Annotated in this window: 11 protein-coding genes; 6 read left to right on the top strand and 5 right to left on the bottom strand. The window is 63.4% G+C overall.

All coding sequences use genetic code 11. The features are described 5' to 3' along the window. Positions 1-36: 36 nt before the first annotated feature. The 3 genes from AC0J5Z_RS08150 to AC0J5Z_RS08140 are packed head-to-tail and all read right to left on the bottom strand — an operon-like array spanning position 37 to position 3,681. The gene (locus AC0J5Z_RS08150) at positions 37-1,686 is read right to left on the bottom strand and encodes an extracellular solute-binding protein (protein ID WP_475038628.1); all 1,650 of its coding nucleotides are present in this window, start codon (positions 1,684-1,686) and stop codon (positions 37-39) included. A gap of 26 nt (positions 1,687-1,712) precedes the next feature. Beyond that, entirely contained in the window at positions 1,713-2,654 is a 942-nt protein-coding gene (locus AC0J5Z_RS08145; RefSeq protein WP_475038627.1) for a carbohydrate ABC transporter permease, read from the bottom strand. Continuing rightward, positions 2,638-3,681, bottom strand: a complete 1,044-nt coding sequence (locus tag AC0J5Z_RS08140; protein ID WP_475038626.1) for an ABC transporter permease — start codon at positions 3,679-3,681, stop codon at positions 2,638-2,640. Before AC0J5Z_RS08140 ends, AC0J5Z_RS08145 begins: the two co-directional genes overlap by 17 nt. Before the next feature lie 254 nt (positions 3,682-3,935). Between AC0J5Z_RS08140 and AC0J5Z_RS08135 the strand changes: the two genes are divergently transcribed. The 3 genes from AC0J5Z_RS08135 (at position 3,936) to AC0J5Z_RS08125 (ending at position 8,609) form a co-directional block, all read left to right on the top strand. After that, complete coding sequence (locus AC0J5Z_RS08135; protein WP_475038625.1) at positions 3,936-4,961, top strand: hydroxyacid dehydrogenase; 1,026 nt, start codon at positions 3,936-3,938, stop codon at positions 4,959-4,961. Then, positions 4,961-6,055, top strand: a complete 1,095-nt coding sequence (locus tag AC0J5Z_RS08130) for a LacI family DNA-binding transcriptional regulator (protein ID WP_475038624.1) — start codon at positions 4,961-4,963, stop codon at positions 6,053-6,055. Before AC0J5Z_RS08135 ends, AC0J5Z_RS08130 begins: the two co-directional genes overlap by 1 nt. A 133-nt stretch (positions 6,056-6,188) precedes the next feature. Continuing rightward, positions 6,189-8,609 (top strand): polysaccharide lyase 8 family protein, encoded by a 2,421-nt coding sequence (locus AC0J5Z_RS08125; protein WP_475038623.1) that lies wholly within the window; start codon positions 6,189-6,191, stop codon positions 8,607-8,609. A gap of 150 nt (positions 8,610-8,759) precedes the next feature. On the opposite strand, the gene gabT is transcribed toward AC0J5Z_RS08125, so the two are convergent. Beyond that, complete coding sequence (gene gabT / locus AC0J5Z_RS08120; RefSeq protein ID WP_475038622.1) at positions 8,760-10,130, bottom strand: 4-aminobutyrate--2-oxoglutarate transaminase; 1,371 nt, start codon at positions 10,128-10,130, stop codon at positions 8,760-8,762. A gap of 59 nt (positions 10,131-10,189) precedes the next feature. Next, on the bottom strand, positions 10,190-11,620 hold the full coding sequence (locus AC0J5Z_RS08115) for a gamma-aminobutyraldehyde dehydrogenase (RefSeq protein WP_475038621.1): 1,431 nt from the start codon (positions 11,618-11,620) through the stop codon (positions 10,190-10,192). Positions 11,621-11,764: 144 nt separating this feature from the next. Here AC0J5Z_RS08115 and AC0J5Z_RS08110 point away from each other — a divergent pair, with 144 nt between their 5' ends. From AC0J5Z_RS08110 to AC0J5Z_RS08100, 3 genes are all read left to right on the top strand, one after another. Then, positions 11,765-13,207 carry a PucR family transcriptional regulator gene (locus AC0J5Z_RS08110; protein ID WP_475038620.1) on the top strand — a complete coding sequence of 481 codons (1,443 nt, stop codon included), beginning with the start codon at positions 11,765-11,767 and terminating at the stop codon, positions 13,205-13,207. A 75-nt stretch (positions 13,208-13,282) separates the two neighbouring features. Continuing rightward, a complete protein-coding gene (locus AC0J5Z_RS08105; RefSeq protein ID WP_475038619.1) occupies positions 13,283-14,587 on the top strand; it encodes an MFS transporter in 1,305 nt (434 codons plus the stop codon). Further along, a complete protein-coding gene (locus AC0J5Z_RS08100; RefSeq protein WP_207594331.1) occupies positions 14,584-15,264 on the top strand; it encodes a FadR/GntR family transcriptional regulator in 681 nt (226 codons plus the stop codon). Before AC0J5Z_RS08105 ends, AC0J5Z_RS08100 begins: the two co-directional genes overlap by 4 nt. Positions 15,265-15,268 lie beyond the last annotated feature (4 nt).

Here is a 15,268-nt window from a genome sequence, read left to right as displayed (position 1 = left end):
CCTTGGTTTCGGCAGGCTGGGTATAGGCAAGATCGGCTACTTGGCCAGCGCTGATTCGTATTCGCCACGGATGGTGTCGCCGCCGTTCTTCTTCCAGTCCGCCACGGCGCTCTTGAGTGCGTCCATGGTGCCACGGCCTGCGACGACTGCTGTTGCCGCGTCGGACACGGGCTGACCCAGCTTGGCGCCCTTGCTGGCGTTCGTGGGGCTGAACAAGGTGCCGCACGGGTCTTCGACGCCCAAGGGAATCAGCTTGGAATATGCATTGTGCATGACGTCAACGATCTCCTTGTTGCTGGGGTCGTACACCACTTGCTGCGGCGCGGCCAGGTACTTCCACGGCACGGCGTTGTCCAGGAGTGCACGCTCGGTCACCACGGGGTTGCCGTTGCCATCCAAGGTGTAGTCCGCGCCCTCAGCACCGTAGTTAAGCAACAGGTACTCTTCACTGCCGAATGGTGACGCCAGGAAGTTGGCCACGGCCAGGACTTCCTTGAGCTTGGCTTCGTCGGCCTTCTTCAGCATGACGGTGGCGAACGTGATGTTGTCCAACCAGGTCTGCGCTTTTCCGCCGTCGTGGCCCACCGGGATGAACGGCACCGCTTTGTTGGCCTTGTTCGCGGCGGGGATATTGCGGCCGTAGCCGGTGGGTCCGATGTAGGCGGGGAGTCCGTCGTAGATCATGGCCACCTTGCCGGAGATGAAGGAGTTCACCATCTGCGACTTCGTCCAGCCCTCGGAACCCGGCACGTACAGGCCGTCCTTATAGAGCTTGGCTGCGAATTCGATCGCGGCCATGTACTCGTCCGTTTCGAACGCCCTGGTGAGTTTGCCGCCGTCGTTCTTCCAGACGTTCGGCGTGCGGAACATGTGGTGCAGCATCGTGAGCCCAAACTTGGTGCTGCCCAACGCCCACTGGTTCTTGGACGGGTTGGTGAGCTCCTTGGCTACCCTGTAGAAATCGTCTTTGTCCTTGATGTCTTCGGTGGACTTGATGCCAACGTTTTCCAGCAGCGTCTGGTTTACGAAACCGGAGCCCCCGGTCAGGTTTCGCGGGATGGGCAGCGAGTAGAGCTTGCCGGCCTGGACGGTTTGCTTCCAGAAAACCTCCGGGATGGCCGCCAGGTTGGGGTACTCCTTGACCTTGTCGCCACCCAGCAAGGGAGTGAGATCCGCACACTTGGCCTGAAGGAACTCCACGATGTTGGGCACAGCTGCACCGTCGTTGAGCATCAGGTCCGGCAGCTCGCCGCCGGCGATGATCGTGTTGAACTTGGTGGCGTAGTCATCCGAGGAAACCGAGGTGATCTCCACCTGCCCGCCCAGGCGCGCTTCGATGGCCTGCCACGCCGGGTTGTCCGCCCGGGCGTTCGGAGCCGTCCCGAACAGGTTGGTGATGGCAGTGATCTTGCCGCCCCTGAGCGGCGCGTTCTGGACGCTGCGGAACGGAGCAGGGTACTTGTAGAACGCCGACGGCACGCCTTGGGCAGTGCCCGGAATGTCGGCGGCGGCCGCTTTGAGGGGAACGTGAGTGGGGAGCAAGGCCTCGCTGGCGTTAGAGGCCACACCGGTGGTTCGCTGGCCACAGCCCACCAACGCTCCGCCGCTGAACAACGCCAGGGCGCCGATGCCCGTGACGGAAAGGAAGTTCCGGCGGCTGGGGCCGGAAGTCGGGACTGAATTCATGGGATTCCCTTTCAAAAGTGGTTTGACTAGCCTTTGATGGCGCCGGTGAGGACACCCTTGGTGAAGTAGCGCTGCAGGAACGGGAACACGATCACAATGGGGATCAGGGAGATCACGACTACGGCCATTTGGATCGCTTGCGACGGCACAGCGATCTCGGCCACTGCGGAGTCGCCCATGGGCTGGCCGAGCAATACGTACTGGCGCAGGATCATGGATAGCGGCCACTTATCGTCATTCAGGTAGAGCATGGCGTTGAAGAACGCATTCCAGTAACCAACCGCGTAGAAAAGCCCGACGACGGCCAGCACACCTCGCGAGAGCGGCAGCACCATCTGCACCAGGATCCGGAAGTCTCCAGCGCCGTCGATCTTTGCAGCCTCGAACAGCTCCTGCGGAAGGTTCATGAAGAAGGAGCGGACCACCACCAGGTTGAACGCGCTCATCAGGGTGGGCAGGACCAAGGCAGCGTAGCTGTCCAGCAGCCCGAGCTCCTTGACCATGAGGAAGCTGGGGATGATGCCGGGGCTGAAGAGCATGGTGAACAGGGCAGTCATGAGGAAGAAGCGACCGCCCACGAGGTCCCGGCGGGTGAGGCCGTACGCCATGGCGACCGTGACCACCAAGGACAAGGCCGTGCCAACGGTGGTGATGACCAATGACCGGACCAGCGCATCAGTTACCACACCGCCGGCGAAGATGGTCTGGTACGCGGCGAACGTTGGTTCTTTGGGGAACAGCACCAGGCCGTTGTTGTTTGCGATCTCGCTCTGACTGGAGAGGCTCGTGGCGAGGACCGCGAGCAGCGGGTAAAGCGCCAGGAAGCAGATGACCACCAGCGCGATGGCCTTTGAAACCTGCATGGCCGGCTTCGGCTTTTCCATCCAGATCGGGCGGGTGTCCTTGGACTTGAGGCGCTTCTTCGGGCGGCCCAGGCCGGCCATCATCGTGCTACTTGGATTTGCCATTGGAATAGACACCTTCCTGTCCGAAGAAATGTGCGAGCTTGTTGGCGCCGAGCACCAGGATCAATCCGACAATTCCCTTGACGAGCCCCACGGCGGCAGCCGGTCCCCATTGGCCGTCCTGGATGCCGTGGAAGTAGACGTACGTGTCCAGCACTTCCCCGGCGCCGGGCCCCACATTGTCGCGCTGCAAGACCATCTGTTCGAACCCGACGGACAGGATGCTGCCCAGGTTAAGGATGAGCAGCAGGACGATCACCGGCATGATCCCCGGAAGCGTGATGTGCCAGAGCCGGTGCCGGGCGTTTGCTCCATCCACCGCGGCTGCCTCGTAGAGTTCCTGGTCCACGTTCATGAGGGCGGCCAGGAAGATGATGGTTCCCCAGCCAGCGTCCTTCCAAATGGACTGGATGGTCACCAGGAATGGGAAGAACTCGGGAGTGGTCATGGCGTCGAAACGCGGAAGGCCAAGGCTCTCCAACAGGTGCGGAACCGCCCCGGTGGCACCGAGGACTTCGGAGAAGACCGCCACAATGATGACCCAGCCGATGAAGTGCGGCAGGTAAACCACGCTCTGCACGAACTTGCGGATCTTGTTGGACACAATGCTGTTGAGCAGCAAGGCCAGGCAAATGGGAACCGGGAAGAAGAGAGCCAACTGGAGACCCGTGATCACCAGCGTGTTGCGGAGAGCCTCCCAGAAAGCGCCGTCCTGGAACATGGCCGCGAAGTTGTCCAGGCCAACCCAGACGCTGTCCACAAAACCGAGGTACGGCTTGTAGTCGAGGAACGCGATGATGTTGCCGGCAAGCGGCACGTAGTGGAAAACCACGAAGTACAGGAAGCCGGGGGCGATCAGCAGCAGCATCACCTTGTCGCGTCGGATCCTTGCCATCAGGTTCTTCTTGCGGGCCTGCCCTGCGTCCGTTCCTCCAGGTGGGCCACCCCGACGGCGACCTTCCGCCACCGGGCCGGGCCCGCCGGCGTCGGGCGTCGCCTCAGGCGCTAGTGTCTGGCTGTTGCTGCTCATGTATTTCCTCTGTCTGCGCCGTAGCGGCGGATGTGGAGTGGCCCAGCGCCCGGGAGCGCTTAGTGGCTAGAAATAGTAAGCGTTTACTATGGAGAAGAAGCTACCCACTTCCCTAGTGTGATGTCAATAACATGCACAGAACCATACATTCATTGAATCTACGGGATTGACAGGATTTCAGCCGCACGCCTATTGTGACTTCAAATAGCAAGCGCTTTCTATAGATTTCCATCGACGAACCGGACGGAACCGCAGTGACCACCAACCACCAGCAAGCCGGCACCATCAAGGCTGCGTTCGTGATGGGCCGCAATAGCCTGCCCACCCTGTTCAGCCCTGAGGACCTCGCCCGGCTCCGTGGGATGGTCTCGCTGCTGGACTCCGAGCCCGTTGCTGACTTCTCCGCCCCGGGCGCCTTGGAGCTGCTGGCAGATGCAGAGCTGCTCATCACGGGCTGGGGCGCACCCGCCATTAGTGCCTTCGTGCTGGACCAGCTGCCGAGACTGAGCTCCATCGTCCATGCGGCAGGTACGGTCAAGACATTCCTGTCGCCGGAGGTCTATGCCCGCGGGATCCAGGTTTCGTCTTCTGCCGCTGCCAACGCCGTGCCGGTGGCGGAGTTCACGTTCGCCGCGATCGTCATGGGCCTCAAGCGCGCCCGCAGGTTCAGCGAACAGCTGCGCTTCACCGGGGCCTCCCGCAACGCCGCCGGTTTCCCCACTATCGGAACCCACGGTGTGACCATAGGCCTGGTGGGCGCCTCCCGCGTCGGACGCCTGGTGATCGGACTGCTCAAGAACCTCGACGCGCGGGTACTGGTCTACGATCCGTACCTTGACGCCGTCGAGGCCTCAAAACTTGGAGTGGAAACCGTGGGGCTGGACCAGCTCTGTGCCCTCTCCAATGTGGTGAGCGTCCATGCCCCGGACATCGCAGAAACGCGGGGCATCATCGGGGCGCAACAACTGGGGCTCATGAAGGACGGAACCCTGGTGATCAATACGGCCCGTGGCGCTCTCATCGATGCCCCGGCGCTCACTGCCGAACTCATTTCAGGCCGCCTCGACGCGTATCTTGATGTCACAGATCCCGAACCGCTCCCTGCGGATTCGGTGCTGCACACCCTGCCCAACGTTGTGCTGACTCCCCACATTGCAGGGGCAATGGGCAACGAAATCCACCGATTAGGCAGCCACGCGGTAGTGGAAGTCCGCCGATTGAGCGAAGGCTTGCCCCTCGCCTATCCGGTATTGGCCGCGGATCTTGCGAGAATCGCCTAGTGACCGAAAACAGCTCCCCCACAGATCCCTTCCACGCCCGCGGCGGCACCGGCGCCACCATTGCCGATGTCGCGCAGGCGGCAGGCGTGTCAGTGGCCACCGTTTCCAGGGCCCTCAGCGGAAACTACCCGGTGGCCAAAGCCACGCGCGAGCGCATTTTCCGCTCTGTGGCTGATCTGGGCTACGTGGCGAACGCGCATGCCCGCGCCCTGGCTGGCGCTACCACCCGCACGGTCGGAATCATCATCAACGACGTCGCCGACCCCTTCTTCGCCTACATCGCCCGCGGCGTGGAGCGGCAGGCGAGCGCCGAGGGGCGCATGTGCCTCATCACCGCCACACACGGGGACAAGGAACGGGAACTCGCACTGGTGGACCTCATGAGGGAACAGCGCACTGACGCCGTGATTGTGGTGGGCGGCGCGTCGGATGACCCCCGGTACCGGAAGCAGATGGCCGACCGCGCCCGCGCTCTTGCCGCCGCCGGTTCCTCCTTGGTCCTCTGCGGCCGCCCGTCGCTGGGAGCCGGAGTCCCCACCAAGATGGTCACTTACGACAACGAGGGAGGCGCCTTCGCGATCACGGACTACCTCATCTCCCAGGGGCACCGCAGGATCCTTTACGTCGGTGGTCCCCGCGATTTCTCGACGACGGCGTCCCGGTTGGAAGGTTTCTACCGCGCCTTGGATGCGCGAGGTATTGAGCGGGATCCGGCGCTGGTCCACGAGGGTGCTTTCAGCCGGGGCTTCGGCTACAGCCGAATGCGCGAATTGTTGGACCAGAACCTGGACTTCACGGCGGTGTTCGGTGCCAATGACCTGGTGGCGGCCGGAATCCTGGAAGCTTTGGAAGAGCGCGGGATCCGCGTTCCCAGCGATGTCTCGGTAGTGGGATACGACGACGTTCCGGTTGCCAGCGAACTCCGTCCCCGCCTCACCACCGTGCGCGTTCCGCTGGAGGAGCTGGGCCGTGAGGCCGTCCGTTTGGCGCTGGCCCAGTCACCGCACGACGCCGGCGCCTCCTCTGACAACACCCTCACCGTAGGGACGCACATCGTCATCCGGGACTCGGTTTCACCTCCCAACAAGTCCTGAGCAGTTTTGTTCATTTCTGTTGAGGTGCCCGGGAACCGGACATAGGGTTGCGGAAACTTTTCCCAACCACGTCCACCCCATCACTTCTGAAACAGTTTTGAACGGAGCAGTTTTGAACTTCAATGGACCCACAGTGAGCCGCAGGACCCTCTTCCGTACCGCAGGCGCAGCCGCCCTCGCAGGCGCCCTTCTTTCCCAGGCCGGGCCCTCGTTTGCCACTTCCGATGTGGCGCTGCAGGAACTCATTGACCGGCGACGGCTGGTCCTCACAGGTGGCCGGAGCGCCGCCGACATCCCGGAACTCGCGGCGCAGCTCGAGGGAATGGGCAAGACCGCCGAAAAGTGGTGGACGTCCATGGACAAAACCCCGGTTCGGACGTCGTTATGGAGCGACATCCCGCTCACTGGCATAGGACAGTCCACAGCCGCCACCGGCAACATGGGGCTGCACTTCAACCGCCTCTACGACATGGCGCTGGGATATGCGGTGCCCGGCAACCCCCTTGCGGGCAATCCCGAGCTGGCGGCCGACATTGTGGCGGGCCTGCAACTTCTGAGTGACACGGCCTACAAGCCGGGCATGCGGGCAGCCGGCAACTGGTGGTTCTGGGAGATCGGTGTCCCACGCAAGACCGTGGACATCCTGACGCTCCTTCACGCTGAAGTCCCGGAAGCCCTGCGGACCTCCTTGTTGGCAGCCGTCCGTTGGTTCGCGCCCAACCCGAATTGGCGCGGCCGTGCTACATCCTTTGCGGAGACCGGCGCCAACCGCGTGGATAAGTCCCTTGCTTGCTGCATGCGGGGCATTTTGGACAACAATCCCGGTGAGATCGCGCTGGGTCGCGATGCTCTGAGCGACACCGTCCGCGGCGGGATCAACAGCGTCTTCACGTACGTGACCAGTGGCGACGGCTTCTACGCAGATGGCTCCTATGTTCAGCACTCCTATCTCCCTTATGCAGGGACCTACGGGGTGGTGGCCTTGGCCGGGATCGCCGAGATCATCGCAATGCTTGGTGGAAGCAGCTGGGCAGTCAACGACCCCCAGCGCTCCGTACTCCTTGACGCAGTGGAGGATACCTACGCCCCGTTCGTGTGGGACGGGCGGATTATGGACACCATCCGTGGACGGGCCGTCTCCCGTCAGCGCGAATCCGACTACGTCAGCGGCTTCGGTCTGATCTCAGCTGTCTTGCTGCTGGCGCCGGGCTGCGAGGAACCGTATCGCTCACGGTTCCTGGCCTTGGCCAAGGGCTGGCTGGAACGCTGTGCGGACCAGAAACTCGTGGGGCATCCAACGCAGAGCCTGGCAAAGTCCTTGCTGTCACTGGGTGTACTGTCCGATGCCTCCGTCGTTGCCGCACCTGCACCGGTCTACAGCATGATGTTCGCCGACCAGGACCGGCTGGTCCACCACCGGCCCCGGTGGGGGTGCACGGTCAACCTCTCCTCCAAACGCATTGGGCGCTACGAGTGGGGCAACAACGAAAACAACCTTGGCTGGTACCAAGGCGACGGAATGACGTTCCTCTACACCCGGCAGGACCCGTCCCAGTTCAGCTCCGACTTCTGGCCCACCGTGGATCCCTACGCCCTTCCCGGCACCACCGTCAACGACCAAGTCCGCGCCAGTGGGGCGGGTGCCGCGGGGACCGGAATCCCCCGCGCTTTCCAGCCGTTTGCCGGTGGACTCGCCGTAGATGGACGTTGGGGCGTCATTGGCATGGACCACCTCAACCACAACAAGACCCTGTCCGGCCGTAAGTCGTGGTTCTTCCTGAATGACGCCGTGGTCTGCCTCGGCGCAGGCATCACCGGCACAGGTGGCGCCGCAGTACTGACCACTGTCGAGAACAGGTCCTTCGCCGTGGGATCCGTTCCTGCCCTGCGGACCGATTCCCGGAACCGCTCTTTGGCGCCCGGTGATGCACCCGTAGCTGTGAAACGGTCCTTGCACCTTGAAGGGCACGGCGGCTACGTATTTCTTGACGCTCCGGGTGTGTCCGGGTCGCCGGAAGTTTCAGTGGTCCGCCGGACGGGCAGCTGGTTCGATGTCAATTCAGGAGCGGACACCGGTGGCACTACGGATCCCGTCACCAGGGACTACGTGACCGTCACTCACCGCCACGGCACTGATCCTCTGGGGTCCGGCTACGCCTACGTGGTCCTGCCTGCTGCCGGCGATTCCACCACGTTCTCCCAGTCCGCCAACCCCGACGTGAAGGTCCTTGCCAATTCCGCCGAGGTTCAGATGGTGGAAGTAGCCAAGGACAAGCTGGTCATGGCCAACTTTTTCGCAGCAGGCTCCGCGGACGGATACACAAGCTCCGGGCCTTGCACCTTGGGCGCCCACCAGGCCGGGGGCAAGCTCACCCTGTCGGTGGCCGATCCGTCCCGGACCCAGGCTTCCGTGAGGATCACGATGGATGGCTCCTCGTGGGGAAGTCTGGTGCAGGCCGATCCCGGGGTGGCCTTGGTCAGCGCCAACCCATTGGTCATTGAGGTGCAACTCGACGGACACGGCCACCAGAAGAACCTGACGCTGGGCACGTAGGCGCGTTCCGCCGTCGAGATCGCGGGAAGGGTGCCAAAACGCACGGTTAGCGCTAGCGGACTCGACGTGCTCCCGCGAACTCGACGTTAAACGCAGAAGGAGGGCCGGGAAATTTCCCGGCCCTCCTTCTTGCATTGAAAGCGTTGAGAGTTACGCGTGGGCCTTGATGGCTGCGGCGAGGACTTCGAGGCCGTCGATGAGCAGCTCGTCGCTGATCACCAGCGGCGGGAGCAGGCGGATTACGTTGCCGTAGGTGCCACAGGTCAGGATGATGACGCCTTCCTGCAGGCAAGCGGCGGCAACGGCCTTGGTGAGCTCAGCGTTCGGCTCCTTGGAGCCGGGCTGAACCAGCTCAATGGCCAACATTGCGCCGCGGCCACGGATGTCGCCAACCACGGAAACCCCGCCTGCGGAAAGCTCTTCAGCCAGTTCGCGGAGCTTGCCCAGGGCGAGCTCTTCGATGTGGCGGGCGCGGCCGTTGAGGTCGTGCTGCTCCATGGTGTCGATGGCTGCGAGTGCTGCTGCGCAAGCAACCGGGTTGCCACCGTAGGTGCCGCCGAGGCCGCCCGGGTGGACGGCGTCAAGCAGGTCGGCGCGGCCGGTGATCGCGGACAGCGGGAGGCCGCCGGCGATGCCCTTGGCCATGGTGATGATGTCCGGGACAACACCTTCGTGGTCAACGGCGAACCATTCGCCTGTACGGCAGAAGCCGGACTGGACCTCGTCAGCGATGAAGACGATGCCCTTTTCCTTGGCCCATTCGGACAGTGCCGGGAGGAAGCCTTCGGCCGGAACGATGAAGCCGCCCTCGCCCTGGATGGGTTCGATGATGATGGCGGCAACCTGGTCGCCACCGATCTGCTTCTCGATCATTGTGATGGCACGCTTGGCGGCCTCGGCACCGGTGATTTCCGGGTTCTCTTCACGGAACGGGTAGCTCATGGGCATGCGGTAGACCTCAGGCGCGAACGGGCCGAAGTTGGTCTTGTACGGCATGGCCTTGGCGGTGAGTGCCATGGTCAGGTTGGTGCGGCCGTGGTAAGCGTGGTCGAAAGCAACCACTGCGTCGCGGCCGGTGGCGAGGCGTGCAACCTTAACGGCGTTCTCCACGGCTTCAGCGCCGGAGTTGAACAGCACGGTGCGCTTGGCGTGATCGCCCGGGGTGAGTCGGTTGAGCTGCTCGGCAACTGCAACGTAGCCCTCATACGGGGTGACCATGAAGCAAGTGTGCGTGAAGTGCGCGGCCGCTTCCTGGACAGCGGCGACGACGGCGGGGTCCGACGCGCCGACGCTGGTCACGGCGATGCCGGAGCCGAGGTCGATGAAAGAGTTGCCGTCGACGTCGCGGATGATGCCGCCGTCGGCGTCTTCAACGTAAACGGGAACGCCCGAGGCGACGCCTGCAGCAACGACGGCGGAGCGGCGCTCGGCCAGTGCCTGCGACTTGGGGCCGGGGAAGGCGCCGTTGATGTTGCGCTTCTGCTCGATGCGGTACGAGAGTTCGTTCGCGGTTGTGGTCATGGGGTGGTTGCCTTTCTGGGAAATTCGTACGGGTTACGCGAACGCGTTACGCAACTGAGTTATGCATCTAATGCACTCATGACGTGCTTGATGCGCGTGTAGTCTTCGACGCCGTACATGGAGAGGTCCTTGCCGTAGCCGGACTGCTTGAAGCCACCGTGGGGCATCTCTGCCGTCAGGAGGATGTGGGTGTTGATCCAGACCGCACCGAAGTCAAGGTCGCGGCTCATGCGCATGGCTGTGCCGTGGTCGGTGGTCCAGACGCTGGACGCCAGGGCGTACTCGACGTCGTTGGCCAGCTCGAGCGCTTCCTCTTCGCTGCTGAACTTCTGCACGGTGATGACCGGGCCGAAGGTTTCCTTCTGCACGATGTCGTCAGTCTGCTTGGCTCCGGAGATGATGGTGGGCTCGAAGAAGAAGCCCTTCTCGCCTGCGCGGTGGCCACCGGTCTCGATCTTGCAGTTGGCCGGAAGGTTCTCCACCACGGAGGTCACAGCGTTGAAGTGGTTCACGTTGTTGAGCGGGCCGAAGTAGTTGTCTTCGTCGTTCTGGGAACCGGTCTGCAGGGTCTTGGTGTGCTCCACCATGGCCGCCACGACGTCGTCGTGAACGGAGTCCTCGACCAACACACGGGTGATGGCCGTGCAGTCCTGGCCGGCATTGAAGAAGGCGAACTCGGCGATGGCCGCGGCGCTCTTCTTGATGTCGGCGTCCTTGAAGACTATGGCCGGAGCCTTGCCGCCGAGTTCCAGGTGGGCACGCTTGAGGCCCTTGGCTGCGCCGCTTGCGACGGCGATGCCGGCGCGGACGGAACCGGTGATGGAGACCAAGCCGGGGACCTTGTGGTCAACCATCATGGCCCCGGTTTCACCGGTGCCGAGGACAACGTTGAGGACACCGGCTGGGAAGATCTCGCCGGCGAGGCGGGCCAGCACCAGGGTGGATTCCGGTGTGGTGTCGGAAGGCTTAAGGACAACGGTGTTGCCTGCAGCCAGGGCGGGTCCGATCTTCCAAATGGCCATGAGGAACGGGTAGTTCCACGGTGCCACCTGGGCCACGACACCGATCGGTTCGCGGCGTACGTAGGAGGTGTGACCCTCGAAGTATTCACCGGCGGACTTGCCTTCGATGATGCGTGCTGCACCGGCGAAGAAGCGGAGCTGGTCGGCGCCCGCGGCAACTTCCTCGGAAGCGATCAAGGAGCGGACCTGTCCGGTGTTGCGGTGCTGGGCTTCGACGAGTTCGTCGCTGTTGGCCTCGACGGCGTCGGCGAGCTTGAGGAGCATCAGCTGGCGCTGGCCCGGGGTGGCCTTCTTCCACGACTTGAAGGCCTGGTTGGCCGCGGTCATAGCGGCGTCCACATCGGCCTGCACCGAAATGGGCGACTTGGCAACGATTTCCCCGGTGGCGGGGTTCACGATGTCCAGGAGACCCGTACCTGCCGGCGTAACGAATTCGCCGTTGATGAAGTTCTGCAAGGTTTGAACCACGGTGTGCAACCCTCTTTCGGAGTCTGGGCATGGGTTTAGCTGATCAGAGCCTATGCCAGGGAGGGGGCCCAAGGAATAGCCAGCTGCACACACAAGGACCCCCCGCTTAGTGCGCTTGACCAGTGCCGGGTTACGCTTTAAAGCATGGCAATGTCCCTCGCTTCCCTCGTCGCAGTCCCCTCCCTGAAACTCCGTCAAGCCGGCCTCGCCGAAACCACGTGGAATCAGGACATCAGCTGGGTTGCCGTGACGGAACTGGAAGATCCCCAGCGCTTCCTCAGCGGCGGGGAACTGGTCCTCACCACCGGGCTACGCCTCAAGAGCGCCGCCGACCAGAGGCGCTTCGTCCGCCAGGCCCAGCGCGCAGGTGCAGTCGGGATCGGTTTTGGCATCGGCCTGACCCACGAGTCCGTTCCGGAAGCGCTCATCGCAGAAGCCAACCGCTGGGGCTTGCCACTGGTTGAAGTCCCCTACGAGATCCCCTTCATTGCCATCGGGAAACTGGTGGCAGAGTCACATTCCGCCGACCACTACTCCAATTTGGAACGGCTCCTCGCCGGACACCAGATCCTGGCCCGCTCACTCCTCACCGGTGGCGGCCTGAATGAGCTCCTCAAGCAACTGGGCAGCATGCTCCGCACTGACGTGGTGCTTACCCAGTTCAGCGCCCAGCTCTACAACAGCGTGGCCGGGAAACCGGCTCCGACGGCGGATGGCTGGGCTTCGTATCCGATTCCCACCGGCCGCAGGGACGCCTGCACGCTGTGGCTCCGGCAACCCTTCGTCGATTCCGGAATCGTCAGTTACGCCCAAAACCTCATCAGCGTCGAGCTCAACAACATGGTGAAGCAGCGACAGTCCCAGCGCGCCATGGCCGGTCAGGTCCTGGACGACGTCATTCACGGAACCCTGGAAACTATTGAGGCAGCCCGACGTTTGGCAGGCGTCGGAATCAACAGCACGCGGAAGAACGTGGTGCTTGTTGCGGAGTCGACGGCACACCACAAGCAGCTGATCAGTATCTCCCTACCCCAAGGGCTGGAAGCCGGCGTCAGCGCCGTCGTCGGGAAGGACCTGGTGACCGTCATCAGCGACGACGGGAGCTCGGCCACCGCTTTGGCCAAGAGCCTCAGCGACCACCTGCAGGAGGCCGGCATCCACGCCGTCATTGGTCTCGGCGGCGCCTACACGAAGCCGAACGGCCTGCGTTGGAGCTACTTTGAAGCGCGCGACGCCGTGGCGCACGGCTTGCCGGTCAACGAACCCGAACGCCTGAGCCTGACGTCCCTGTTGCTCGCCAGCGAGGATGTTCCCCTGGCGGATATGGCCAGCGAGTCCCTCACCCCGTTGCGGAAGTTCGATGCTGCGCACGGGGCAGAATTGGTAACCACCCTGGAAAGCTATTTGAACCACAATGGCTCCGTGGCCGCCGTCGCCGAAGCCCTGACGCTGCACCGTAATACGGTGCGATACCGTCTGGCTCAGATCACTGAACTGACGGGATACGACCCCTCCCAGACGCAGGACCGCGTGCAGCTTTGGCTGGCTTTGGCGGTCCAGCGTTTAGGTTCGCGCAACCCGCGCTAGGCCCCGTGCAAGCTCGCTTGGAGAGCTTCACCACAAAACTCTAGACATTAGACGTCAAACGTCTAACCTTTAAATATGGCCGCGACGACTCCTCTTACCCCAAGCACTGGAAACATCCCTACTGTCAGCCCTGCCCAGGCTGCCGCTGCCTTCCCGGCAAGCGCTGCACTCCCGGCAAACCCGGCAGTCCCTAAGACGCGCGTCGTCGCCGTCGTCGGCATTATTGCCGTGGTGCTCATCGGCCTGAACCTGCGCGCCGGCATCACCAGCGCGGCTGCCCTGTTCCACGAACTGCAGCAGGTTCTGGGATATGGCGCCTTGGTGGCGTCAATCCTGCCGTCCATCCCGCTGCTGTGCTTTGCGGTGGCGGGCATGGGAACGTCCTGGCTAACCCGGCGCGTCGGCGTGGAGAAGGCCATCGCTATCGCCTTGGCACTGCTGGCCGGTGGCCTACTGGTGCGTGGCGTTCCGGTGACGGGCGCCCTCCTCGGAGGCACCGTCCTGGCCATGTCAGGCCTCGCGGTATGCAACGTGGCCATGCCGTCGTTCATCCGCGAACACTACGCGGACCGCACTTCCATGATGACCGGCCTCTACACCTTCACCATGTCCGGCGGCGCTACCTTCGCCGCTGCCGTGAGCGTTCCGCTGGCGCAGGAGCTCGGCTCGCCATCGATGGGCCTGGCCGCCTGGGGAATCCTGGGCGTCGCTGCGCTGTTGGGCTTCTTGCCCGTTGTCCTCCACACCCACCGGAACTCCACCAAGACCGACCGACCGCGGGTGTCCATGTGGCCGCTGCTCCGTACACGCCTCGGTATCCTGATCACCGCGATCTTCACATTCCAGGCCTTCCTCGCCTATGCGGTGATGAGCTGGTTCGCCTACATCCTGACTTCGCAAGGTCTCAGCGCTTCCGAAAGCGGCCTGCAATTCGGTGTGATGCAACTGGTCTCGGTGGCTGCCGGCATGATCCTGCTCGCCTTCGGCTCCCGACCCGGGATGCTGCGCCCCGCTTTGTATCTCGCCAGCAGCTCCACGTTGCTGGCCATCGCCGCCATGGTCTGGCTGCCGACGTCGTTGGCGGTTGTACCCGCAGTGCTCTTCGGCTTCGGCTTGGGCATCTTCCCGCTGGTCCTGGTGATCATCAGCCGCAGCGGACGGTCGACGGCGGAAACCACCGCACTCTCCACCATCGCCCAATCGCTGGGATACTTGATTGCGGCAATTGGCCCCTTTGGCATGGGCCTGCTCCATAGCGCCACCGGCGGCTGGGTGCTGCCCTTGAGCCTGCTGTCCATCGTGGCCGTGGCCCTCATGGTTACCTGCCACCTGCTCACGAGCAAGCGCACTGCCACCAAGACCGGACCGAGGACAGCATGACCCTGACCCCTTCGCATCGCCCGGCCCTTGCCGAGGAGATCACCGCCAAGCTGCGGGACATGATCAAGTCCGGCGAATGGCCCCTCCAGGAGCGAATCCCTGCCGAACCCGAACTCATGTCCACCCTTGGCGTTTCGCGGGGAACCCTGCGCGAGGCCATCAAGGCCCTGGCCCACTCCGGCATGCTGGAGGTCCGACGCGGCGACGGCACGTACGTGCGTGCCAACAGTGAGATGTCCGGCGCGGCGCAGCGCATGTACCTGGAGCACACCCAGGAACACATCGTGGAAGTCCGGCTCGGCCTGGATACCCAGGCTGCCCGATTGGCCACCAAGCACGCTACCGCCGAGGACTTGGCCGAAATGCGCCGCCTCCTCGCGCTCCGCCACGATGCCTGGCAGGCCGAGGACTATCCCACGTGGGCCAGCGCCGACTGGGAATTCCACGAACGCGTTGCCTTGGCGTCAGGGAATCCCTTATTGCATCAGTTGTACGTCTCGTTCGGCGGAGTGTTCCACAACGACCTCCTCCGGCAGCAACGCAAGGGCGGCTTCAATGGCATCCCCCGCGAAGGCCACGACGAATTGGTGGACGCCTTGGAAGCCCACGATCCCGATGCCGCTGTCCAGAGCGTGTACCGGAACCTGGATTACTGCTCGGACCAGGCCCCGCGTTAGCCCG

Source organism: Paenarthrobacter sp. TRD_SC_7, assembly GCF_056156245.1.
The sequence above is the reverse complement of the archived record's forward strand: the minus strand, read 5'-3'. Positions and strand labels throughout refer to the sequence as shown.

Coding starts and splice junctions, on each gene's coding strand:
- AC0J5Z_RS08150 (WP_475038628.1), bottom strand. CDS start 1,686: ATGAATTCAGTCCCGACTTCCGGCCCCAGCCGCCGGAACTTCCTTTCC.
- AC0J5Z_RS08145 (WP_475038627.1), bottom strand. CDS start 2,654: ATGGCAAATCCAAGTAGCACGATGATGGCCGGCCTGGGCCGCCCGAAG.
- AC0J5Z_RS08140 (WP_475038626.1), bottom strand. CDS start 3,681: ATGAGCAGCAACAGCCAGACACTAGCGCCTGAGGCGACGCCCGACGCC.
- gabT (WP_475038622.1), bottom strand. CDS start 10,130: ATGACCACAACCGCGAACGAACTCTCGTACCGCATCGAGCAGAAGCGC.
- AC0J5Z_RS08110 (WP_475038620.1), top strand. CDS start 11,765: ATGGCAATGTCCCTCGCTTCCCTCGTCGCAGTCCCCTCCCTGAAACTC.
- AC0J5Z_RS08105 (WP_475038619.1), top strand. CDS start 13,283: ATGGCCGCGACGACTCCTCTTACCCCAAGCACTGGAAACATCCCTACT.
- AC0J5Z_RS08100 (WP_207594331.1), top strand. CDS start 14,584: ATGACCCTGACCCCTTCGCATCGCCCGGCCCTTGCCGAGGAGATCACC.